Source organism: Arthrobacter sp. SPG23 (genome assembly GCF_000876655.1).
Lineage (GTDB): Bacteria > Actinomycetota > Actinomycetes > Actinomycetales > Micrococcaceae > Arthrobacter.
This window is the reverse complement of record NZ_JYCN01000018.1, coordinates 205513-227756: the sequence shown is the minus strand read 5'-3', so window position 1 is coordinate 227756 and position 22244 is coordinate 205513. Positions and strand designations below refer to the sequence as shown.

Annotated in this window: 18 protein-coding genes; 8 read left to right on the top strand and 10 right to left on the bottom strand. The window is 66.3% G+C overall.

What is annotated here, in order from left to right; translation table 11 throughout:
- The first annotated feature begins 132 nt into the window (after positions 1 to 132).
- Positions 133 to 2526, top strand: coding sequence for a RelA/SpoT family protein (locus TV39_RS11810; RefSeq protein WP_043481877.1), 2394 nt, complete (start codon positions 133 to 135; stop codon positions 2524 to 2526).
- 42 nt (positions 2527 to 2568) lie between these two features.
- Here TV39_RS11810 and TV39_RS11805 read toward each other — a convergent pair whose 3' ends face one another.
- The 3 genes from TV39_RS11805 to TV39_RS11795 all read right to left on the bottom strand — a co-directional run bounded on the left by TV39_RS11805 (position 2569) and on the right by TV39_RS11795 (position 5842).
- Positions 2569 to 3078: a type IV toxin-antitoxin system AbiEi family antitoxin gene (locus TV39_RS11805; RefSeq protein WP_235347370.1), complete on the bottom strand. Its 510-nt coding sequence runs from the start codon at positions 3076 to 3078 to the stop codon at positions 2569 to 2571.
- Positions 3079 to 3336: 258 nt separating this feature from the next.
- Complete coding sequence (locus tag TV39_RS11800) at positions 3337 to 4980, bottom strand: DUF349 domain-containing protein (protein WP_043481875.1); 1644 nt, start codon at positions 4978 to 4980, stop codon at positions 3337 to 3339.
- A gap of 61 nt (positions 4981 to 5041) precedes the next feature.
- A complete protein-coding gene (locus tag TV39_RS11795; RefSeq protein ID WP_043481873.1) occupies positions 5042 to 5842 on the bottom strand; it encodes a peptidylprolyl isomerase in 801 nt (266 codons plus the stop codon).
- A gap of 269 nt (positions 5843 to 6111) precedes the next feature.
- Between TV39_RS11795 and hisS the strand changes: the two genes are divergently transcribed.
- Positions 6112 to 7458 carry a histidine--tRNA ligase gene (gene hisS, locus TV39_RS11790; protein WP_043481871.1) on the top strand — a complete coding sequence of 449 codons (1347 nt, stop codon included), beginning with the start codon at positions 6112 to 6114 and terminating at the stop codon, positions 7456 to 7458.
- Here the strand turns inward: hisS and TV39_RS11785 are convergent.
- The gene (locus TV39_RS11785; RefSeq protein ID WP_043481869.1) at positions 7455 to 8711 is read right to left on the bottom strand and encodes an APC family permease; all 1257 of its coding nucleotides are present in this window, start codon (positions 8709 to 8711) and stop codon (positions 7455 to 7457) included. The two genes, hisS and TV39_RS11785, sit on opposite strands and share 4 nt — an antisense overlap.
- A gap of 109 nt (positions 8712 to 8820) precedes the next feature.
- Between TV39_RS11785 and aspS the strand changes: the two genes are divergently transcribed.
- Positions 8821 to 10584, top strand: coding sequence for an aspartate--tRNA ligase (gene aspS, locus TV39_RS11780; RefSeq protein ID WP_043481867.1), 1764 nt, complete (start codon positions 8821 to 8823; stop codon positions 10582 to 10584).
- A 121-nt stretch (positions 10585 to 10705) separates the two neighbouring features.
- Positions 10706 to 11509 (top strand): GNAT family N-acetyltransferase, encoded by an 804-nt coding sequence (locus tag TV39_RS11775; protein ID WP_043481865.1) that lies wholly within the window; start codon positions 10706 to 10708, stop codon positions 11507 to 11509.
- On the opposite strand, the gene TV39_RS11770 is transcribed toward TV39_RS11775, so the two are convergent.
- The 6 genes from TV39_RS11770 to TV39_RS11745 form a co-directional block, all read right to left on the bottom strand.
- Positions 11506 to 11724 carry a hypothetical protein gene (locus TV39_RS11770; protein ID WP_043481864.1) on the bottom strand — a complete coding sequence of 73 codons (219 nt, stop codon included), beginning with the start codon at positions 11722 to 11724 and terminating at the stop codon, positions 11506 to 11508. The two genes, TV39_RS11775 and TV39_RS11770, sit on opposite strands and share 4 nt — an antisense overlap.
- A gap of 29 nt (positions 11725 to 11753) precedes the next feature.
- Positions 11754 to 13130 carry an MFS transporter gene (locus TV39_RS11765; RefSeq protein WP_043481862.1) on the bottom strand — a complete coding sequence of 459 codons (1377 nt, stop codon included), beginning with the start codon at positions 13128 to 13130 and terminating at the stop codon, positions 11754 to 11756.
- 10 nt (positions 13131 to 13140) lie between these two features.
- The gene (locus TV39_RS11760) at positions 13141 to 13470 is read right to left on the bottom strand and encodes a Dabb family protein (protein WP_043481860.1); all 330 of its coding nucleotides are present in this window, start codon (positions 13468 to 13470) and stop codon (positions 13141 to 13143) included.
- 1 nt (position 13471) lies between these two features.
- Entirely contained in the window at positions 13472 to 15148 is a 1677-nt protein-coding gene (locus tag TV39_RS11755; RefSeq protein ID WP_043481857.1) for an FAD-dependent oxidoreductase, read from the bottom strand.
- 49 nt (positions 15149 to 15197) lie between these two features.
- Positions 15198 to 15959, bottom strand: coding sequence for an SDR family NAD(P)-dependent oxidoreductase (locus TV39_RS11750; protein WP_043481854.1), 762 nt, complete (start codon positions 15957 to 15959; stop codon positions 15198 to 15200).
- A gap of 107 nt (positions 15960 to 16066) precedes the next feature.
- Positions 16067 to 16852, bottom strand: a complete 786-nt coding sequence (locus TV39_RS11745) for an IclR family transcriptional regulator (protein ID WP_043481852.1) — start codon at positions 16850 to 16852, stop codon at positions 16067 to 16069.
- Positions 16853 to 17001: 149 nt separating this feature from the next.
- On the opposite strand from TV39_RS11745, the gene TV39_RS11740 reads away from it, so the two are divergent.
- The 4 genes from TV39_RS11740 (at position 17002) to TV39_RS11725 (ending at position 22243) form a co-directional block, all read left to right on the top strand.
- A complete protein-coding gene (locus TV39_RS11740) occupies positions 17002 to 18744 on the top strand; it encodes an FAD-dependent oxidoreductase (RefSeq protein ID WP_043482220.1) in 1743 nt (580 codons plus the stop codon).
- A gap of 21 nt (positions 18745 to 18765) precedes the next feature.
- Positions 18766 to 19533, top strand: coding sequence for an IclR family transcriptional regulator (locus TV39_RS11735; protein ID WP_043481850.1), 768 nt, complete (start codon positions 18766 to 18768; stop codon positions 19531 to 19533).
- 129 nt (positions 19534 to 19662) lie between these two features.
- The gene (locus TV39_RS11730) at positions 19663 to 20937 is read left to right on the top strand and encodes a cytochrome P450 (protein WP_200891006.1); all 1275 of its coding nucleotides are present in this window, start codon (positions 19663 to 19665) and stop codon (positions 20935 to 20937) included.
- Entirely contained in the window at positions 20930 to 22243 is a 1314-nt protein-coding gene (locus TV39_RS11725) for an NAD(P)/FAD-dependent oxidoreductase (RefSeq protein WP_052500565.1), read from the top strand. Before TV39_RS11730 ends, TV39_RS11725 begins: the two co-directional genes overlap by 8 nt.
- The last annotated feature ends 1 nt before the right edge of the window (position 22244 follow it).

The window sequence follows — 22244 nt, the reverse complement described above, 5'->3', positions numbered from 1 at the left end:
GCTGTCCGTGCCTGAAGGGCCGGGCTCCGTCACTCTGACGGGGTCCGGCCCTTCGCATCTGCGTTACGGTTACAGAAGTGCCCTGCCGCGGGAATAGACTGGAATAATTAACGGGTCGTGAGGGGTGCTTCATTGGAAGAACGTTCGACGTCGGCGCCAACGGCCGACGGTGGTGAAGGTCCGGGCCAGGGGCCGCAGACCGGTCTGGTTGCGTCCGGGCGCCCGGACGCAGGCGTGCCGGTTGACAGTTCCGGGTTCCGGCCGACCTTCCCCGGACGCCGCGAACGCACCAGGTCCCGGCTGGCCCGGCTGACAGGCCGCGGTACGGCGACGTATTCACCCATACTCGAACCGTTGCTCCGCACCGTCAGGGCCAACAACCCCAAAGAGGATTTCGACCTCATCCAGCGTGCGTTCGTGGTGGCCGAACAGAGCCACCGGGGGCAGAAGCGCAAGAGCGGCGATCCGTACATCACCCACCCTGTCGCAGTGGCCACCATCCTGGCCGAACTGGGGCTGAGCGGCACCACGCTGGCAGCCGCCCTCCTGCACGACACCGTTGAAGATACGCCGTACACGCTGGCGGACCTCAAGAGGGACTTCGGCCCCGAAGTGGCCATGCTCGTTGACGGGGTCACAAAGCTGGACAAGGTGAGCTTCGGTGAAGCCGCCCAGTCCGAAACGGTCCGCAAGATGGTCGTGGCGATGGCCAAGGACATCCGGGTGCTGATGATCAAACTCGCCGACCGGCTGCATAATGCCCGTACCTGGCGCTTCGTGTCGGCTGAGTCCTCGGCCCGCAAAGCCCGCGAGACCCTGGAAATCTTCGCGCCGCTGGCGCACCGGCTCGGCATGAACACCATCAAGTGGGAGCTCGAAGACCTGTCATTCGCGGCGCTGTACCCGAAGGTGTACGAGGAAATCGTGCGGATGGTGGGGGACCGGACCCCGGAGCGTGAAAAGAGCCTGAGCGTTATCCGGAACCAGATCACCGAAGATCTCCGGACGGCCAAGATCAAGGCCACCATCACGGGCCGGCCCAAACACTACTACTCGATCTACCAGAAGATGATTGTCCGCGACAAGGACTTCGACGACATCAACGACCTTATGGGCGTCCGGGTCCTGGTGGACTCTGTCCGTGACTGTTACGCAGCCCTCGGTACGCTGCATTCGCGCTGGAACCCGCTCCCGGGCCGGTTCAAGGACTACATCGCGATGCCCAAGTTCAATATGTACCAGTCCCTGCACACCACGGTCATCGGTCCGGGCGGCAAGCCGGTGGAGATCCAGATCCGGACCCACGAGATGCACCGCCGCGCCGAGTACGGTGTCGCGGCGCACTGGAAGTACAAGGACCAGCCGAACAGGACGGCCGCCGGCCCCGGAAGCCCGCGCGACGGCGACATGGGCTGGCTGCGGTCACTCGTTGACTGGCAGCAGGAAACGTCCGATCCCGGCGAATTCCTGGACTCCCTGCGGTTCGAAATCAACGCCCGCGAAGTGTTTGTGTTCACGCCCAAGGGTGAGGTCATGGCACTGCCGGCCGGGTCGACCCCCGTCGACTTCGCGTACGCCGTCCACACCGAAGTGGGCCACCGGACCATCGGCGCCAGGGTCAACGGCAAGCTGGTTCCGCTCAACAGCGAACTCAACCATGGCGACTGGGTGGAAATCTTCACCTCCAAGGCAGAGGGCGCCGGACCCAGCCAGGACTGGCAGCACTTTGTCAAGAGCGCCCGCGCGCGCAATAAGATCAGGCAATGGTTCAGCAAGGAGCGCCGCGAAGAGGCCATTGACCGCGGCAAGGAGCTCCTGACGAAGGCGATGCGCAAGCAGAACCTTCCCCTGCAGCGCCTGATGACCCATGACGCCCTCGCTGAGGTGGCCCAGCACTTCAAGTACGTGGACATCTCCGGCCTCTATGCCGGTGTGGGCGACGGACACACGTCAGCCCAGTCCGTGATGGAACGCCTCGTGGAGACACTTGGCGGCAATGAGGGGCCGGAGGATGACCTGACAGAGGTCAGCATCCCCACGCAGGTCAGCAAGACGAAGTACTCCGACTCCGGCGTGATTGTCCGTGGCGTGGGCGACGTGTGGGTCAAGCTGGCCCGCTGCTGCACGCCGGTACCCCCTGATCCCATCCTTGGCTTTGTGACCAGGGGATCCGGAGTATCGGTGCACCGCACGGACTGCACCAATGTTTCGGACTTGAAGGACCAGCCGGACCGCATCGTGGAGGTCGAATGGGCGCCCACCCAGTCCAGCGTCTTCCTGGTGGAGATCCAGGTGGAGGCGCTGGACCGGAAGTCACTTCTCTCCGATGTCACCCGGATCCTCTCCGAAAACCATGTCAACATCCTGGCTGCCAGTGTGCACACATCCACCGACCGGGTGGCCATCTCGAAGTTCGCCTTCGAAATGGGCGATCCCAAGTACCTCAGCCACGTGCTCAGTGCGGTGCGCCGGATCGACGGCGTGTTCGACGTGTACCGGACCACCGGAAACCGCCGGCGCAGCTAACGTACAGGCGGGCTCCGTGCTACTCGCGCGCATTGCTCGCTTCTAACCAGGCTGTTCTTGGAGGGCTGAGAGTTTTTCGAGGGCCGCCTTCTTGTGCGGAACGCGGGGAGTGGCTTCGACAGCGAGGGTCAGCAGCCGCAGCCTCACGTCCAGTTCGGGGCTCGCCAGCATTTTTCGGAGGGCAGGCAGTGCCCGCTCTGCGTCCACGTGGAGGGCGATGTCCAACGCGGTCCGCAGCGGGCTGGAAACCATCAGGCCGCCGAGGCTGACAACATCGAACGGACCGAGCCTCACCTCGTGCAGGGTGCAACCGCGGGTGGACCTCAGGCTGGAGACTCGCCGGCTGGCATCCACGAGCAGGGCAAGCCGGTCCGGTTCCCCGGCGCAGCCGTAAATCCAGGCTGCAGTCATCCGGCCCGCAACGACCCGCTGCCGGATAGCAGGCGGCACGGCGAACGAGGCTGCGCGGGCCCGCAACTGGGGAGTGGCGGCAGTCCCGGGGAGCATGTACCCGCGCTGGTACAGCTGGCTCAGGATGCCGTCTGCAGCCATGGCCTGCAATTCCGGCCACGAGAAAACACGGCCGGGTGAATAAAGCTCCGGCGGCCCGTTCTCAGCTGCTCCGGAATCGATGCGCCCGGTTGTTGTGCGTCCGGTTATGGTGCGCCTGGTAACTGCGGGCCCGGCATTTGCGGGGACGGGGGACGGGGTAGCCATTCAGCTATCTTTTCCTGCTGCCTTAGACGCGTACAGGCCCCGTTCCGGTTATGTGGATAACCGGAACGGGGCCTGTATTTTCAGCCGCTGCGTCTACGAAAGTTCGCTGGCCGACCGCGAGATCTGGTCCAGCCATGCCTGGCGGGCCTCCAAGGCCTCCTGGGCGGCCTTGATTTTACGCTGGTCGCCAGCCTTCTCCGCTTTGGCAAGGTCTTCCTTGAGCCCGGCAATGGCGGCTTCCAGCTGCGAGAGTGCGCTGTTGGTCCGCGCCTTGGTCTCCGGGTTGGACCGCTTCCAGTTTTCGTCCTCGGCGTGTCGGACGGCGTCCTCCACCTTCCGGAGCCCGGCTTCGATCCGGCCCATGTCCGCACGGGGAACCTTGCCGGCTTCCTCCCAGCGGTCACGGATGGACTGGAGGGCCTTCTTGGCGGCAGCCAGATCCTTGATGGGCAGCAGGGCGTTCGCCTCGACCAGGAGGGCTTCCTTGACGGTCAGGTTTGCACCGTACTCCTGGTCGATCTCATCGTTGGCTGCCTGCCGGGAGGTGAAGAAGACGTCCTGGGCGGCACGGAAGCGCGCCCACAGGGCGTCGTCGTCCTTGCGGCTGGCCCGCGGTGAGGCCTTCCACTCATCCATCAGGCGGCGGTATTCGCCGGCTGCGAAGCCCCAGTCGGTGGACGTGGACAGCGCCTCGGCTTCAGCGATCAGCTTTTCCTTCGCGGCCTTGGCTGCGGAGTTGTTGCTGTCCAGCTGGGAGAAGTAGGCACGGCGGTGGCGGTCGAAGACCGTCCGCGCTGCCCTGAACCGCTTCCAGAGGGCGTCCTCGTTGCTGCGGCCCAGCCGCACGCCGTTCTTCTGCGCTGTCTTCCAGCTTTCGAAGAGCTCGTTCATGCGGGCGCTGGAGGTCTTCCACTGGATCTGTGCAGGATCGTGGCCGGAAATTTCTTCCGCCTCTGCAACGATCGCTTCGCGTGCGGCCAGCTCGGCGGCGCGCACGGCGTCGTGTTCGGCTTTTTCGGCCTTCTCGAGTTCCGCGATCTGGGTGGACAGCGTATCCAGGCGGGCTTCGGCCGCGCGGAGGTCGCCCACCATGTTGCGTTCCGCCAGCTGCTCGCGAAGGTGCGTCACCGTCTTCTGCATGTCGGTGGTGGGGGCCTTGGAGCCCACCCGCTGTTCGAGCAGGACAATCTGGGCCACGACGTCGTCGTACTTCCGGGCGAAGTAGCCGAGGGCTTCCTCGTCGCTGACGTCCGGGTACTGACCCACGGGGTGTTCTTCGCCGTCGATGGTCAGGAAGACGTGGCCGTCGCCTTCAACGCGGCCCCAGCGTGCGGCTTCGGCCAGGGAAGCAGCCGAGGAAACGGGAGCGGGGACGGGAACTGCAGGAGAGGACGCTGCCTTCGGCCGCGCCGCGAAGGCTGCCGGTGAAGGCGCCGGACGGGCTGCCGGACGCGGTGCGGCTGCTTCAGCGGCGTGCGCCTCAGCTGTGGGAGCTTCGTCGTCGGCGGCCGGTGCGGCTGCTTCAGCGGCGGGTGTCTCAGCCGCGGGGGCGTCGTCGGCGGGTGCGGCCTCAGCCTCCGGTGCGGAAACTTCCTGGGTTGCTGACTGCGCATCTGCCGGAGCCTCGGCAGCTGCGTCGTTGCCAGCCGCCTGTGCGTCGTCAACCACCTGAGCCACGGTCTCGGCTTCTTCGGAGGCTGCTGTTACTGTTTCGTCGGATTTCTGACTGTCTGTCACCGCTAAAAGTCTTTCGCTTGGAGGGAAATACCAGCGCCCGCAGCGTGGAGGCCGGGGCTGGTTACTTCAGAGAGAACGAGTCTATCGTGACTGGTTCCGCAGGAGCGCCGTCTGTTGCGCTTCCGCCCGTCTTAATACCGCCGGCGGCGATCTTGGTCACCACGTCAAGGCCGGACGTCACCTTGCCCACCACCGTGTAGCCGCCGGCCTCATCGGCCGGAATGGCCGTGTCCTTGTAGACGATGAAGAACTGGGTGCCGTTGCCGTAGGCGTTGCCGCCGGTCCGTGCCACGGCAATCGTGCCGGCCGGGTAGGTGTTGTCCGCCGGGGTGTTTTCCAGGGGCCCCCAGGTGTATGCGGGGTCGCCCTGTCCGTCGCCGGTCTTTGATCCGCACTGCAGGACGCCGAACTTCTCGCCCGTGGTCAGCCGGTGGCAGCTGATTCCGCTGTAGTAGTTCTCGTCGGCAAGGGATTTGAAGACCGCCGCTGCCTGCGGCGCCTTGGTTCCGTCGAGTTCAACGCCCAGGGCTCCGCTGTTGAGCTTGAGCTCGCCGGTGAAGACCTTGCCTGCCGCTGTCTCCGGTTTGGGGATGTTGGGGCCGTTCGTGGCCGCCGGCGTGGGCGACGCCGACGGGCTGGTCAGCCCGGCCTGCGCGGCAGCGTATTCCTGTTCGGTGGGGTTGCTTGCGAAGACAGTAAGTTGGAGGACGACGGCGAGCACCACGGCGCCGGCGCCGGCACTCACCACGAGGATATTGTCGCGCTTGCGGCGTTTCTCCTGGTGCCGCCGCAGCTCGCGCTTCGCTTCCATTTGCTGGATGCGCCGCTTTGCCTCGCGGGCGCTCCGTGAACTGGCCGCCAAAAGTCCTCCTGGTTGTCGGGCCGGCCCGCCGAACGGGCCAAGGGCGACGTCCGGTGTCCGGCAGCAAGTGGCAGGCGATGCATGCGCCCGCCTCATGGGAGCAGTGCTCCATTAGAGTTGCCGGCGCCGAAAGCATAAACTGACTGCCGCACATAGTTTATGCATGACTGGCTGGACTCCCGCCCTAACCGCCGCTTTTGATCACATGGCGGAATCGGAATACCGGGCAAAGGACTCCAGCCTTCTGTTACCTGAGGAGAAAATCCACCATGGCACGCACCGCCTCCCTGTCCGGATTCCCCGAGTGGCTTCCCGAGGAGCGGCTGGTGGAGCTGCATGTGCTGGATACCCTGCGGCGCGTCTTTGAGCTGCACGGCTTCTCCTCGATCGAGACACGCGCCGTGGAAACGGTGGGCCAGCTCCTTCGCAAGGGTGAAATCGACAAAGAGGTATACGGACTCAGCCGCCTGCAGGACGATGACGGCGAAGACGCCAAGGCCGCCAAGGGCGACCACCACTCGCTGGCCCTGCACTTCGACCTGACCGTGCCGTTCGCCCGGTACGTCGTGGAGAACGCCGGCTACCTGGCGTTCCCGTTCCGCCGCTACCAGATACAGAAAGTGTGGCGCGGTGAGCGTCCGCAGGAGGGCCGGGCCCGCGAATTCACGCAGGCGGATATCGACATCGTGGGCGATGGCGACCTGCCGTTCCGCTACGACGTCGAAATCGCGCTGGTCATCGCCGAGGCCCTGAGTGCTCTGCCGATCCCGGATTTCCGCCTGCGCATCAACAACCGCAAACTGGCCGAAGGCTTCTACCGCGGGATCGGCCTGACGGATACAGCCGGAGTCCTGCGGAGCATCGACAAGCTCGAGAAGATCGGTCCTGCCAAGGTGGCCGATCTGCTAAAGAACGAGCTGGGAGCCTCCGAGGAACAGGCCCAGGCGGCGCTGAACCTGGCCGGCATCCGGACCGAGGACACATCGTTCGTTGACAAAGTCCGCGCCCTGGGCGTGAAGGACGAGCTGCTGGAGGAGGGCCTGAACGAGCTGGAGCAGGTCATCGCCGCCGCGGTGCAGCGGGCGCCGGGCAAGGTGGTGGCGGACCTCAGCATCGCCCGCGGCCTGGACTACTACACCGGCACCGTGGTGGAAACAGTCCTGGTGGGCCATGAGCAGCTTGGCTCCATCTGCTCCGGCGGGCGCTACGATGCGCTGGCCAGCAAGGGAAACCGGAAGTTCCCGGGCGTTGGCCTGTCCATCGGCGTCACCCGCCTCGTCTCCCGGATTTTGAGCCAGGAACTGGCGCAGGCCACGCGTTCGGTGCCGACCGCAGTTCTCGTTGCCCTGAACAACGATGAGAGCTGGGGCGCGGCCCAGGACGTCGCAGCACAGCTGCGCAGCCGTGGAATTTCCACCGAGGTGGCCGCCAAGGCGGAAAAATTCGGAAAGCAGATCAAGTTCGCCGACCGTCGGGGCATCCCCTTCGTCTGGTTCACCGACGATGACGGAAAGCACCAGGTAAAGGACATCCGCTCAGGCGAACAGTCAGATGCCGACCCCGCCACGTGGACTCCGGCGGATGAGGACCTGCACGTCCGGGTCCTCAAGGCCTAGGCTGCACCTCGGCGCAACCGGAACCGCAGCACCAGGAACCGGCCGGCGATTCCGCCTGCCAGTACTGCGGCCATGCCCGCCACCGACGCGACCGGCAGGGTGGCGGCCAGGAGCAAACAGCCCGCGAACCCGGCAGCGTTCATCCATCGCGGTGCGGTAGCCGGCCGGTCGGCCAGGGTGAAGGCGGCAGCGTTCGTCACTGAGTAGTAGATCAGCACGCCGAAACTGGAGAAGCCCACCACGGTGAGGACGTCCGTGGTGACGAGCAGTGCCACAACGACGGCGGCAACAGACAGCTCGGCGACAACCGGAACGGTGTGGCGTCCGCCCACCCGGGCAAGCGGAGCCGGGAGATCCCGCTCCCGGGCCATCGCCAGGGCCGTGCGGCCCACTCCGGTGATGAGCGCCAGCAGGGCTCCCAGGCAGGCGGCGGCGGCGCCAGCTTGGACAAAAGGGCCACCCGCGCTCATGCTGGAGGCGGCCACCGCGTCCAGCAGAGGCGACAGGGACCCGGCCAGCCGCCGCGGAGACAAGTGCCACAGCAGCAGCACGGCGAGCCCCAGGTAGATGACAAAGGCGGCGGCCAGCGCGGCCAGTATTGCCCGCGGAATGGTTCGGGTGGGATCTTTGACCTCTTCGCCCAGCGTGGCGATCCGGGCGTACCCGGCAAAGGCAAAGAACATCAGCCCGGCGGCGGGGAGGACACCCCAGGCGCTGCCGGGGCTCCCCGCCAACTCTCCCGGCCCCGGATGGGGGCCCATGAGGCCCGCAACCGCCACAAACACCAGGGTGGCGAGGACGATGCCGAGCAGGATCCTGGTCAGGAGCGCGGTCCGGGTGATCCCCATGAGGTTGACGCCCGTGAGTACAGCCACGGCGGCAACAGCCACAGGCGTGGCATAGTCCGGCGCCACGTAGTGGCCGAAAGTCAGGGCCATTGCCGCGCAGGAGGCGGTCTTTCCGGTGACAAAACCCCAGCCGGCAATGAAGCCGGGCCATTCGCCCAGCTGCTTCCGGCCGTACACATAGGTCCCTCCGCTGGCCGGGTATTTGGTGGCCAGCTGGGCGGACGCCACAGCATTGCAGTAGGCAATCGCGCCGGCGATCAGCACGGAGGCGATCATGAGCGGGCCGGCCAGGGCGGTGGCGGGGGAGAAGACAACGAACACTCCGGCACCGAGCATGGAGCCCAGCCCGATGGCGGTGGCGTCGAACACGCCGAGCCGGCGCTGTAGCCGCTGATGGGTCTGCATGGCGGAAGGAAAGCCTCTCCAACGGGTAAACTCGAACGGGGCCGTTCCCGTATCGGTCCCATTCAATATCATCTCTGTATTCCTGCTGTCTCCCTAAGAAAGGCGTGCTGTGCTGCGCACACATGACCTCGGATCCCTTCGCTCCGAGCACATTGGACAAACCGTAACCCTGGCCGGCTGGGTGGGCCGGCGTCGTGATCACGGTGGTGTGGCATTCGTTGACCTTCGCGATGCCTCGGGCGTCTCCCAGGTGGTGGTCCGCGAAGAAGAGGTCTTCCACGGACTCCGCAACGAGTACGTGCTGCAGGTCATCGGTACGGTTTCGCAGCGTCCGGAGGGCAACGAGAACCCCGCGCTGGCCACCGGCCAGATCGAGGTCATCGCCGAGAAGGTGACCATCCTCAACACCTCCGATCCGCTGCCCTTCCAAATCGACGAGCACGTCGAGGTGGGCGAGGAAGCCCGGCTCAAGCACCGTTACCTCGACCTGCGCCGCCCCGGCCCCGCCCGCAACATGCGCCTGCGCTCCGAGGCAAACCGGGTGGCGCGCGAACTGCTCCACCGTGACGGTTACGTGGAGATCGAAACACCCACCCTCACGCGTTCGACGCCGGAAGGCGCCCGCGACTTCGTGGTCCCCGCTCGCCTGGCGCCGGGTTCCTGGTACGCACTGCCGCAGTCCCCGCAGCTTTTCAAGCAGCTCCTGCAGGTGGGCGGGTTCGAGAAGTACTACCAGATCGCGCGCTGCTACCGCGATGAAGACTTCCGCGCGGACCGCCAGCCGGAGTTCACCCAGCTGGACATCGAAGCCAGCTTCGTGGAGCAGGACGACATCATTTCGCTCGGCGAAAGCATCGTCAAAGCCCTGTGGCAGCTGATCGACGTCGAGATCCCCACACCCATCCAGCGCATCACCTACGCCGACGCCATGGCGCGCTACGGCTCGGACAAGCCGGACCTCCGCTTCGGCCTGGAGCTGACCGAACTCACCGAGTTCTTCAAGGACACCAACTTCGGCGTGTTCAAGGCGCCCTACGTCGGTGCCGTGGTCATGCCCGGCGGCGCCTCGCAGGCACGCCGTGCGCTGGACGCCTGGCAGGAATGGGCCAAGCAGCGCGGCGCCAAGGGCCTCGCCTACGTCCTGTTCAAGGAAGACGGCGAACTGGCCGGTCCCGTGGCCAAGAACCTCACCGAAACCGAGCGGGCCGGCCTTGCCGACGCTGTCGGTGCCAAGCCCGGGGACTGCATCTTCTTCGCAGCCGGCGAGAAGACGCCCTCCCGCGCCCTGCTCGGGGCCGCCCGCGTCGAAATCGGACACCGCACCGGGCTGATCAACGCCGCGGACTGGGCGTTCTGCTGGGTCGTGGATGCGCCGATGTTCGAGCCCGCCGCCGCCGCTGTGGCCTCCGGTGACGTGGCCGTCGGTGCAGGCAAGTGGACCGCGGTCCACCACGCCTTCACGTCGCCCAAGCCGGAGTTCATGGATTCGTTCGACCAGGACCCGGAGTCCGCGCTGTCCTACGCCTACGACATTGTCTGCAATGGCAACGAAATCGGCGGCGGCTCGATCCGTATCCACGAGCGTGACGTCCAGGAGCGTGTCTTCGAACTGATGGGTCTGGACAAGGCGGACGCCGAGACGAAGTTCGGCTTCCTCCTGGAGGGCTTCAAGTTCGGCGCTCCGCCGCACGGCGGCATCGCTTTCGGCTGGGACCGCGTTGTAGCACTGCTGGCAGGAGTGGAGTCAATCCGCGACGTCATCGCGTTCCCGAAGTCCGGCGGCGGCTACGACCCGCTGACCCAGGCGCCGGCGCCGATCACCGCGCAGCAGCGCAAGGAAGCCGGCGTGGACTTCAAGCCCGAAGCGAAATAGGCAGCGGCCGCAGGCCGAAAGGCCGTGCACGCAGCCAAGTAGAGTGACCTGAATGCCAGCAAAGGCTCCCCGGAAACCGGGGAGCCTTTGCTGTCCCCCAAACCCTGAAGTGAGGAACCGGATGGACCGGCAAACGATGCCCGGACTCGAAGCGTTGATGGACGCTGCGTGGCCCGCCTCCGACCGGGAGGAATCGGGCGGCTGGGCGCTGCGTGCTGCCGCCGGCGTCACCCAGCGTGCGAACTCGATCTGGCCGCGTTCGGAGCCTGCCGGCACGAGCCACGACCGGATGGCTAACCTCCGGGACGCCCCGGCCTGGTACCGCAGACGCCGGCTTCCGGTGATCTTCCAGGTCTTCGACGACTCCCGCAGCGCCGCCCTGAACGCCATCCTCGACGAGGAAGGCTTCACCCGGCAGTCCGAAACCCTGATCCTGGTGCGCGACGCCGGCGCAGTGCCAGCGTCCGCTGACGAGACGCCCGACGCCGGCGTCGAACTATCCACCGAGCCGTCAGGTGAATGGCTGCAGCTCTGGTGGAGCGTGGACGGCCGCGGCGGCGAGGATTCCCTCGCCACCGCCCGCGGAATCCTGGAGGGCTGCCGGTCGCTCTACGCCCTGGTGAGGGACGACGACGGCGTGCCCGCCGCCGTCGGACGCCTTGCCCTTCCGTCCGTGGGGGAGGGCAGCCGGGGCGGCCTGTACGCCATGGCCACCCGTCAGGATGCCCGGCGCCGCGGCCACGCGACCCGGATTCTGCGGTCCCTGCTGCGGGAAGGTGACGCCCGGGGGCTCAACGGCTATTGGCTGCTCGTGACCGCGGCCAATGCCGGCGCCCAGACACTTTATGCCCGTTCGGGATTCGCGGAAGCCGGACGCTACTACTACCGGCAGGAGCGGCCCAAACGGCACCTGACCGGCTGCTAGGTTTCCTCGGTCGCGTAGTTTTCGGTCTCATAGTGCAGTCCGACCCAAGGAGAGGCTGCCAACTCGCGGGTTTCCAGGGCTGCAGTTGCGGGGATTGCCTCCACGGCCGCCGCAGCACCCGGTTGCGGCAGGTGCTGCCGGCCTCGGGGCACCCCGGAAGCGTGAACCCGCCAGTGGCCGGGGCACTGGTTGGGGCGGCTGGTGTGGCGCGGCATGGTGGTTCCTTTCGGGCTGGTGCTCGGACTCAACGGCTTTGCAGATCCCGCCGGGCGGCGGTACCGGCCAGGTACGGAGCACCCAACTCCTCGATCGGCGTTTTGAACGTCTCGCGGGAGTAGTACACCGAGGCCGCAGCGATGAGCATGCACACGGTGCCGAAGACAGCCACGGGAACCCAGCCGGTGACACCCGGGGTCAGGAGCATGCCGGCGATCATCGGCGCGAACCCGGCCAGGACCAGTCCCAGCTGGTTTCCCATCGCCATGCCGGTATAGCGCACGGGTGCGGCGAACTGCTCGGCGAAGAACGAGGGCCAGATGCCATTGAAGCCCGAGTACAGCACTGTCATGTTCAGGAAAGCGGCCAGGAAGACCAGCACGATGTTGCCGGAAGACAGCGCAAGGAAGTACAGGAAGATCGTGGCTGAGCACCCGAACGCGGCGGTCAGCAGCAGGGGGCGCCGTCCGATCCGGTCCGAGAGCTTCGCGGCCAGCGGCATGGCGAACATCGACAGTCCGATGGCTACGGCATTGACGGTCAGGATGGAGGCCCGGTCAAACCCTGCCGTGGAGGTGGCGTAAGCCAGTCCGAAGACAGTGAAGATGGTCTGCATGACGGACATGATCGACATGCCCACTACGCGCAGCACATCGGTGCCCTGGAACTTGAGCACCTCCTTGAGCGGCATCGGGGCGACCTGCCGGTGCTCCTGGGCCTCCTCGAAGACCGGTGTTTCGTCCAGGTGCGTGCGTACCCAGTAGGCGATCGCCAGGACCACGATGGAGAGCCAGAACGGGATGCGCCAGCCCCAGCTCATCATCGCTTCCTGCGGCAGGGCCGTGACCGGAATGAACACTAGGGTGGCCAGCACCATGCCCGAGGCGTAGCCCGTCATCACGAAGCTGGTGAAGAAGCCGCGTTTGCCTTCGGGCGAGTGTTCCAGGGTGAGGGTGGAGGCGCCCGCGGACTCGGCGCCGGCGGAGAAGCCCTGTGCGAGCCGCCCGGCCACTAGGAGGATCGGCGCCCAGACGCCGACCTGCTCGTAGGTGGGCAGGAACCCGATGCCCAGCGAGGCCAGGCCCATGATGCCCAGTGTCAGCAGCAGGATCTTCTTCCGGCCTAGTTTGTCGCCGAAATGGCCCATCACCAGGCCGCCCACCGGCCGTGCCACGTAAGCGACGCCGAAGGTTGCGAAGGCGCCGATCAGGCCGATGGCGGGGTCGGCGGCAGGGAAGAAGAGGTGCGGGAACACGAGTGCGGCCGCGGTCCCGTAGATGAAGAAGTCGTAATACTCCAGGGTGCTGCCGAGGAATGATGCCAAGGCTGCCTTGCCCGGGGTTTTGCGCGGGGTCGTGCTCTGGGTCTTGTGTGGTGGGATTTGCGTTGCGGATGCAGACTGCATGGGGATCTCCTTAAGACGTCGGTGTCTTAGTGGAAGCCGGCTGGGAATCCCCGAGGTGGAAGTCCACCGAGAGGATCTGCTGGCTGTTGGGGAATGAGTAGGACTTGAGCGGCTCGTGCAGCGGATGCGTGTTGTACACCGCGATGTCCTCGACCGTTTGGAAGTCGGCCACAATGGCGTAATCGAAGGAGCGCTCGGTCTCGAGCAGGTCCGGGCCATGGGTCAGGCTGAGCATGCCGGGAATGTTTCCGGCCATCCTGTTGAGGCCGGCGATCCAGGCCTGCTTGTCCGCGGGCGGAAAGTCCGGTTTGAACTTGAAGAGTACGGTGTGGCGAATCATCTCAGGCACCCACCAGTTCCGGTGCCGATTCGGTCTGTTCAGCCAGGAGGTAATCCGCGGACTGGCCGGCCAGGGTGCGGCCGGCGAGGTAGCCCATGGTCATGATCGGTCCAAGAGTGGCGCCGGCGCCCGGGTAGCCGGCGGCGTAGGCGTTTTCGGTGGTGTTGCCTGCGGCGAACAGGCCCTCGATGGGCCGGTTGTCGACGTCGAGCACGCGGGCCAGCCCGTCGGTGGCCACTCCACCGTTGGTGCCGAAGGCGCCGTTGACTACTTCCATGGCGTAGAACGGCCCGGTCTGCAGCGGGCCCAGCGACGGGTTCGGGTACGGGCTGGCGTCGTCGCCCCAGTACTTGTCGTAGGCGCTTTCGCCGCGGCCGAAGTCGGGGTCTTCGCCCTTGACCGCGAACTCATTGAACCGTGCCACCGTTGCGCTGAGGTTCGCCGCGGGAGCGTTGATCTTTGCCGCGAGTTCTTCCAGCGTTGCGGCTTCGATCAGGTAGCCCGGGGTGGGCTGGCCGGCGCGGTGGGCCAGGATGCCGTAGCGCTCCATGTAGGCGTGGTCCACGATCACGTGGGCCGGGGTGTTGAGGGTCTGGTTCGCGGCCGAGTCCCAGGACTGCAGGCTGCGGGCGAGGTCGTTGTAGTTCTGCGATTCGTTGGCGAAGCGGCGGCCGTGGCGGTTCACCATGATCGATCCCGGGCCCTGGCGTTCGAAGCGCAGCAGCGTTCCGATCGGCTGCCCGTCACGGGTGTCTCCGGTGACTGACATCGGGGCCCACCAGGCTTCGCGGGTGCCGCGGGTCTGGCCGCCGATCCGCTGGGCCATCCGCAGGCCGTCGCCGGTGTTCGAGGGTGGCGAGCACATGGTGTAAAGCCGCGAGGCGAGCATCGAGTCGGCAAGCGCCTTGTCCCATTCGAAGCCGCCGGTGGCCAGCACCACGCCGTCGTTTGCGTGGAAGACCTCACCGGATTCGAGCTCGACGCCGGTCACCCGGGTGCCGTCGGTCCGCAGCCGGTGGCCGCGGGCTCCGGTAACGAGCGCCGCACCGTCGCGGACCAGGCTGGCGAGCAGCATGGACACGAGGGCCTGGCCCTTGGCCACCAGCCCGTCGGCCTGGCGCTGGTTGAGATCGTCCCAGGGGAACTTGGTGAATGCGCCCCAGTTTTCGTATTCCTGCATGGTGAAGGGGGCGCGGCCGTCGCTGCGCACGTGTGCTGTGAGGTCCCCCAGGGCCTCCCGGCTGTTGAACAGCTGCGGCTCCACGGTGCGGCCGCCTTCCACGGCGCCGGGCAGGTCCTGGCGGTAGTCGGGGAAGTTGTCGAGGAAGATGAAGGCGAGCCCGCACTCTTCTTCCACGAAGCGGAGCATCTGGTCCCCGTAGGTCAGGGCCGCATCGAGCAGTTCATCGCGGCCGCGCCCCCGGGCAACGGCCCGCACGTATTCTGCGGCCGCTTCCTTCGAATCGGCGATGCCGGCCTCCCGGGCGTGGTGGTTGTCCGCCACCCAGAGCATGCCGCCGGACACGGCGGAGGTCCCGCCCAGCAGGGCGCTTTTCTCGAGGACGACGACGGACTTGCCGGCACGGGCGGCCGTGGCCGCGGCGGTGAGCGCGCCGGCGCCGGAGCCGACGACGACGACGTCGTAGCCTTCCGCTGCGGTTCCATTGACGAATTTCATGGGTGTTGCCTTTCAGGAGTAAAGAAGTGGGAGACGGCGGCGGCCCGGGTCAGACGGCGGTGTATCCGCCGTCGATCACGAGCTCGGACCCCGTGGTGAAGCGGGATTCGTCGGATGCCAGGTACAGCACGCCGTACGCGATCTCGTCCGGCTTGCCCTGCCGCGGCAGGGGATTGGAGCCAACGAGTTGCTTGTAGTAGGCCTCCGCGCCGATATCGGACTGCTCGGCCGAGCGGCGGCTCATCCGGGTGTCCATGGAGCCGGGGTGGATGGAGTTCACCCGGATGCCGTGACCGCCGTACGCCGCCGCATCGGACTTGCTCAGGAGCCGGACGGCGCCCTTGGTCGCGTGGTACAGCGGCACGTTCCGTCCGCCGGTGATGCCGTGGATGGAGGAGAAGTTGACGATGCTGCCGGCGCCTTTTTCGATCATGCCGGGGACCACGTGCTTGGTCATCAGCCAGACGCCCTTGACGTTGACGTTGAAGATCGTGTCGAAATCCGTCACCGAGGCGGTGTGGGAGGCTCCGGCGGGGCCGATAATGCCGGCGGCGTTCACCAGGATGTCCGGTGTGCCCAGATCGTCGCGTACCCGGCGGATGGCGTCGGCAACGCTCTCCTCACTGGTGACGTCGACGTCGTACTGGCTGACGTTTGGGTGGGCCGCACCGGCGGGGATGCCGGCGACGTCCAGGCTGGCGACGACCGCTCCGTGCTCAGCCAGCAGGGCGGCGGTGGCGCTGCCCAGGTCGCCGCGGCCGCCCGTAACGATTGCGGTTTTCCCGGCCACGCGGTTCGCTGTGGTGTTCATGTGGTGTGCTCCTCGTGACTCTTGCAGCCTCTTTGCTGCGTCCTAGCCAGAGTCGCAGGACACGTGTGACTGGAACCACATGATTGCCGATGAACGGCAAACTACGTTCAGTGGCTCTGGCGAAGAGTGCCCTTCAGCTCGCCCCGCCAGCCGAGGGCCCGTGAGATGCCCCGGGCCGCGGCCATCAGGACGGGGACCCGGGAGGCTGCGTTCTCCTCGTTGCGCGGCACTACCACGCTGAGTGCGGCGCGGACGGTGTTGTCCGGTCCGAACACGGGGACAGCGATGCCGCTCGATTCGGGGACGATCACGCCGGGCATGGCAGCAAAGCCGCGCTGCCTGATCCCGGCCAGGTGGCGCCGGAGCTGGGCAGGGTCAGTGAGAGTGGTTTCGGTGAACTTCGTCAGGGGCCGGGCCAGGAAGCTGTCCTGGTAGGACGACGGGGAGTGCGCCAGCAGAACCAGCCCCGAGGACGTGGCGTGCAGCGGAAGCCGGCCGGCGATTTTGGTGATGTCCACGATGGTCTTGTCCGAGCCCAGCCGCTCGATGTACAAAACCTCGTCCGAATCAAGGATGCCCAGGGTGGTGGAGTGCTGCACCACTGCCTGGACGTCCTCCATGAACGGCAGGGCGGCTTCCCTCAGGCCCAGCATCTTGGACCCGCGGGAGACGAGTTCCCACATCCGGGTGCCGATGTGGATGTCTCCGCCGGGTTCGCGTTCGAGGAGCCGTTCCTGCAGCAGGTCGTTGACCAGCCGGTAGGTGGTGGTCACCGGCAGCCCGGTCCTGCGCCCGAGTTCGGCGACGCTCATGGAGGTATGGCGGTCGTCGAACGCGCTCACGATTTTCACGAGGCGGCCGATGATCGACTCGCCCGATGCGGAATTAGCCACTTTGCTCCTTCGGATTCCCGCTCAATGGTAATCCTCCTCGCCGGCGCCGGTACCACCCGGTCTACTGGGGGTTTAGCCTTCCACCCGGCTGCCGCGAGGATGCGGGCAGCCGACTGAACGGAGCACGATTTATGAGCAAGGCAGGAACCATGAGCAAGGCGCCAACCACGAGCAAGACCGTCTGTGATGTCCTCGTCATTGGCTCCGGCGTGGCCGGGATGGCCGCCGCGTTGAAAGCCGCTTCGCAGGGGCTGACAGTGATCGTTGCGGAAAAAGAACAGTACTTTGGCGGAACCACGGCCATTTCCGCCGGCTGGGCGTGGGTCCCCGGCAACAAGCAGGGTGTGGCCCAGGGCGACACCCGCGAGGAAGCCGAAACGTACCTGAAGAACCTGGCCCCGGAGACGTTCAACGAAGCGGGCGTCAGGGACTTCCTGGACACCGTGCCCGAGGCGATCTCCTTTTTCGAGAACGAAACCGAGGTCAAGTTCACCTACCCGGAAAAGTCCCCGGACTACCAGATGGACCTGCCCGGAGCGAAGCTCTTCGGCCGCGCCATCCTGCCGCAGGACGTTGATGCGCGCGTCCTGGGGGACAAGCGGCTCCTGATGCAGCCGTACATGAGCTCCTACACAGTGTTCGGCTACATGCCGCAGGTGGGCCCTGACATCAACGAGTTCTTCCATGTGAACCAGTCGGTCAAGTCCTTCGTATACGTGGCGAAGAAGCTGCTGCGGACATGGGCCGACGCCGCGCGTTACAAGCGTCCCGTCCTGCGGTCCAATGGCAACGCCCTCATGACCCGCATGGTGAAGAGCGCCGATGACCTCGGTGTGCGGCTGTGGAAGTCTTCGCCCGCACTTTCCCTGACCCGGGACGACTCCGGCACCATCACCGGGGCTGTCATCGGCGGCGAGCACGCCACCACGGTGACGGCACGGTTCGGCGTGGTCCTTGCCGCCGGCGGCTTTTCGGGCAACAGGGAACTGCGGCAGCAGTACTTCCCGCACGACGCCGACGGCGACGACCACTTCACGCCGACGGTGGGCCACGGCGGGGATGCCGCCACCCTGGCGATCAGTGCCGGAGGCCACATCGATGACTCGGTGTTCAGCGTGGGCTCCTGGGCCCCGGTGACAGTCTTCAAGTACCTCAACGGCAAGGAGCGGCTCTTTCCGCACCTGCGGGCCATCGGCCTGCCGGGCCTGATCGCCGTCGACCGCCACGGCAGGCGCTTCGGAAATGAAGCCCTGAGCTACCACGACTTCGGTGGCGCAATGATCGGGCACAACAAGGACGAGGACAAGACGTTCGGGTATGTGATCGGCGACGCGAAGACGATGCACAAGTACGGCATCGGCTATGCCAAGCCGTGGCCGATGCCGCGCGGCTACTTCTACAGGACCGGCTACCTCGTGAAGGCGAACACCCTGGCGGGGCTGGCCGGCAAACTTGGCATTGACGCCGCCGGCCTGCAGGCGACAGTGGCTGAATTCAACCCTGCAGCGGAGGGCGGTGAGGATCCGGCCTTCGGGCGGGGCTCCACTCTCTACAACCACTTCCGCGGGGACCTTGAGCACAAGCCGAACCCGAACCTCGCCCCGGTCGGCAAGGGCCCGTACTACGCGGCCAAGATCCAGATGGGCGACCTGGGCACCTTCGCGGGCATCGGCGTCAACGAACGCTCCGAGGTGGTGACAGGCGAAGGAACCGCCATTCCCGGGCTGATCGCCGTTGGTGCGGCCGCCGTGAGCGTCTTCGGCGGTGGCTATCCGGGGTACGGCTCGCACATCGGGCCGGCCCTCGTGTTCGGTTACCGGGCGGGCCGCGACATCGCCAGCCTCGCAGCCGCCCGGGACGCGGACCGCGCCGCCAGCGTCGTAGCCGGCTAGGGCAGCGGGCCGGAGGCGTCAATGGCAAACTCACCATCGGGTGAATCGGTCATCAGCCGCGTCGTGCGGCTCATGAGCGCGTTCGACCGGGACCTGCCCGCCATGACGCTCTCCGGCCTCGCCCGCCGCGCAGACCTGCCCCTGACCACGGTCCACCGGCTCGTGGATGACCTGGTACTGCACGGCCTGATTGAGCGCTTCCCGGACGGGAACCTGCGTCCGGGCATGCGCATGTGGGAACTCGCCGCCCGGGGATCACGTGCGCTGAATCTTCGTGAACTGGCACTTCCCTTCATGGGCGATGTCCAGGCGGCCGTGCACCAGCACACCACACTGGCCGTCCTTGACCACGGCACCGTGCTTTACGTGGAACGCCTGTCGTCGCCTGAGTCCAGCCTGGATGCGGCCCATATTGCCCAGCGGATGCCCATCCACGCGGCCTCGTCCGGGCTGGTGCTGCTGGCCTTCTCGCCGCCTGCCGACCAGGACGAGCTGCTCAGCCGCCCCCTGGCGGCGGTGACCGCCGAGACCATCACCGACCCGGTGCTCATCCGGAAGCATCTGGCAGAAATCAGGCAGCGCGGCTATGTGGCTTTGCCAGGCATTGGCGTCACGGAGTGGACCGGCATCGCTGTGCCCGTCTTCGGCCCTGACAATGCCATCGCCGCCGCGCTCAATGCCATCGTTCCGCGGCGGGAAGCCGCCGTCCCCTTGACCGTGCCCGCGCTGCTGACCGCCGCGCACGGGATTTCGCGGGCCTTGAAGACCGCCCGGCCGCCCCGGCGCTAGCCTTCGCAGGTCTTTCACATCCGATGAACGGAAGTCCTATGGGGCCGGCGGGGAAGCGGTCGGCATTGTTGGGTTGAGACGTAAATCACGTCCGAAAACTCCGAAAGAAGGACAACGATGTCTTCCGCCATGACAGAGATTTCAGCAACCCATACGTTCGGAAGCCGGCATGCCGAGGCTTCGGAACTGCCTCCCTATTCGCACGAACTGAGCTGGCCTGAGGGCATGGCCCCGTTCAAGGTGGTCGATGACGGGACCCAGGGTGACCCGTACGCCCACTATGAATGGATGCGGGACAACGCCCCTGTGCTCCGTGCCCACTCGCCCGTATCGGATGTGTGGTTCATTTCCCGCTATGACGATGTCCGCAAGGCAATGCGTGCCCCGAAGGTCTTCTCCTCCCAGGTGGTGGACCCGGTCCCGCTGACCTTCCTGACCCTCTTTGACGCCCCCAACCACACCCGGCTGCGCCAGGTGGTGGCGCAGGCCTTCATCCCGAAGGCCATTGCCCGCTTCGAGGACCGCGTCCGCGAAAACGCCGAAAAGTACCTGGCTCCGATGCTCGCAGCCGGCGGCGGCGATGCCGTGGACGACTACGCCATTCCGCTCAGCATGTCCACCATCAGCGCCCTCCTCGATGTACCGGCCGAGGATTTCGAGAAGATGAAGTTCTGGTCCGACGAGACGTTCAGCTACTTCGGCCGGCTTGCCCGCAACGCGCAGGGCACGGGCACCGACGAACAAAGCACCTTCGAGTTCTTCGCGTATCTGAAGGACACCATGGAGCGCCTTTACCGGGAGGACAGCGATTCCGTGGGCGGCCACATTGCCCGGATGTGGAAGGACGGCCTGCTCAGCGAGAAGGAAGCCAAGGAACTCTGCGCCTTTGTTTTCGTCGCCGGGCACGACACCACCACCATCCTGTTGGCCAATGCATTCCGCGTCTTCAGCGAGCAGCCCGGACTGCTGGAACGGATCCGCAGGAATCCGGAGGATGCGAACCTCTTTGTCGAAGAACTTGCCCGCTACCGCGGCACGGTGCAGCGGGCCAGCCGGATCACCACGGAAGAAGTACAGGTTGCCGGGGTGACGATTCCGGCAGGCGCCATCGTCCGGCTGCTGCCTGCCGCAGCTAACCGGGACAGCAACAAATACCCCGACGGCGAGCGCTTCGATATGGACCGCAGCACCGACGGCCATCTCGGCTTCGGCCACGGCGTCCATAGTTGCCTCGGCGCGCCCCTTGCACGGCTTGAGGTCCTGGTGACCGTGAAGCTCCTCGCCGAAAGGCTGGGATCCCTGGCATTGGACCCGGAGAAGCCCATTGAATACGTACGGGGCAACAATCTGACCAACTCGGGTCCTGAACACCTCCACGTCCTGTTGGAGGAGTCCAATGCGTGAGCAGACAGCGATCCAGGACCACATGGCCCATTTCGCATCTGCGGCCACCGCGCCGGTGGTGATCGTGGGGGCCGGCCATTCCGGTGTCGCAGTGGCCGCCGGGCTCCGGGCCCGGGGCTGGAAAGGCGGCATCCTGCTGCTCGACGCGGAGAAAGAGACACCCTACGAACGGCCCCCGCTGTCCAAGGAACTCCTGAAGGCCGGCGCGCCCGACGAGTCCGCCGTGCTGCGGAAGGAGAAGTTCTACCAGGACAAGCGCATCCAGCGTGTTGCCGGCGCCGCCGTCGAATCGGTTGACCGGCAGGGCCGGACAGTTCTCCTGTCCGACGGCAGCCGCCACGCCTACCACCGGCTCGTCCTCGCTACGGGTTCCCGGGCCCGCCCCCTCACGGTGCCCGGCGCCCGCCTTCCCGGGGTGCAGGCGCTGAGAACGCGGGACGACGCCCTGGAGCTCAAGCGGCTCCTGGTGGCCGGAACACGGGTTGCCATCATCGGTGCCGGATACATCGGCCTGGAAGTAGCCGCCGCGGCGGCCGCGAAGGGCTGCAACGTCACGGTACTGGAGTTCCAGGACCGGGTGATGAGCCGCGTCACCTCAGTGCCGGTATCGCGGCACTTCGAAAAACTCCACGAGCGGCACGGTGTCCGGTTCGTCTTCGGCGCAGCGGTGACGGAAATTGAAGGCGGCCAGCGCGCCGAACGCGTGGTCACGGCCGACGGCGCCGTGTTCCACGCCGACGTCGTACTGGCCGGGATCGGCGTCATCCCCAACCAGGAACTCGCCGCGGAAGCCGGTCTCGAGTGCCGGGACGGCATCCTCGTGGATGAAGACTGCCTGACGTCCGATGCGGCGATCTACGCCACCGGTGACGTCACCCGGTTCACCAGCCCGATTGACGGCGCAAGCCAGCGCCTGGAATGCATCCAGAACGCCCAGGCGCAAGCAGACCGGGTCGCCGCCCACATCACCGGCCAGCCGGCAGCAGCGCCGGAAATCCCCTGGTTCTGGACCGTCCAGCACGGCGTCCGGCTGCAAACTGCCGGGGTGCGCCGTCCGGAAGACGACGTGATCGTGCGGGGCGATCCCGCCGGCGGCAGTTTCTCCGTGATCTATGCCCGGGACGGGCGCCTCGCCGCGGTGGACACCGTCGCAGGCCTCGCCGACTTCCGGCCGGCCCGGAAACTGATCGCCCAGGGAGCCCTGATAGACCCAGGGCTCGCGGCGGACCCCGGCGTCCCCCTTGCGGACACCATTCTCGACGACCCCGCTCCCGCACACGCCGACCTTGCACCGGCCCGAATCTAAA

Excerpts from the sequence above, each read along its gene's own strand:
- TV39_RS11805 (WP_235347370.1), bottom strand. The coding sequence starts at position 3,078 with ATGGCTGCAGACGGCATCCTGAGCCAGCTGTACCAGCGCGGGTACATG.
- hisS (WP_043481871.1), top strand. The coding sequence starts at position 6,112 with ATGGCACGCACCGCCTCCCTGTCCGGATTCCCCGAGTGGCTTCCCGAG.
- TV39_RS11785 (WP_043481869.1), bottom strand. The coding sequence starts at position 8,711 with ATGCAGACCCATCAGCGGCTACAGCGCCGGCTCGGCGTGTTCGACGCC.
- TV39_RS11775 (WP_043481865.1), top strand. The coding sequence starts at position 10,706 with ATGGACCGGCAAACGATGCCCGGACTCGAAGCGTTGATGGACGCTGCG.
- TV39_RS11770 (WP_043481864.1), bottom strand. The coding sequence starts at position 11,724 with ATGCCGCGCCACACCAGCCGCCCCAACCAGTGCCCCGGCCACTGGCGG.
- TV39_RS11765 (WP_043481862.1), bottom strand. The coding sequence starts at position 13,130 with ATGCAGTCTGCATCCGCAACGCAAATCCCACCACACAAGACCCAGAGC.
- TV39_RS11760 (WP_043481860.1), bottom strand. The coding sequence starts at position 13,470 with ATGATTCGCCACACCGTACTCTTCAAGTTCAAACCGGACTTTCCGCCC.
- TV39_RS11755 (WP_043481857.1), bottom strand. The coding sequence starts at position 15,148 with ATGAAATTCGTCAATGGAACCGCAGCGGAAGGCTACGACGTCGTCGTC.
- TV39_RS11750 (WP_043481854.1), bottom strand. The coding sequence starts at position 15,959 with ATGAACACCACAGCGAACCGCGTGGCCGGGAAAACCGCAATCGTTACG.
- TV39_RS11740 (WP_043482220.1), top strand. The coding sequence starts at position 17,002 with ATGAGCAAGGCGCCAACCACGAGCAAGACCGTCTGTGATGTCCTCGTC.
- TV39_RS11735 (WP_043481850.1), top strand. The coding sequence starts at position 18,766 with ATGGCAAACTCACCATCGGGTGAATCGGTCATCAGCCGCGTCGTGCGG.
- TV39_RS11730 (WP_200891006.1), top strand. The coding sequence starts at position 19,663 with ATGACAGAGATTTCAGCAACCCATACGTTCGGAAGCCGGCATGCCGAG.
- TV39_RS11725 (WP_052500565.1), top strand. The coding sequence starts at position 20,930 with ATGCGTGAGCAGACAGCGATCCAGGACCACATGGCCCATTTCGCATCT.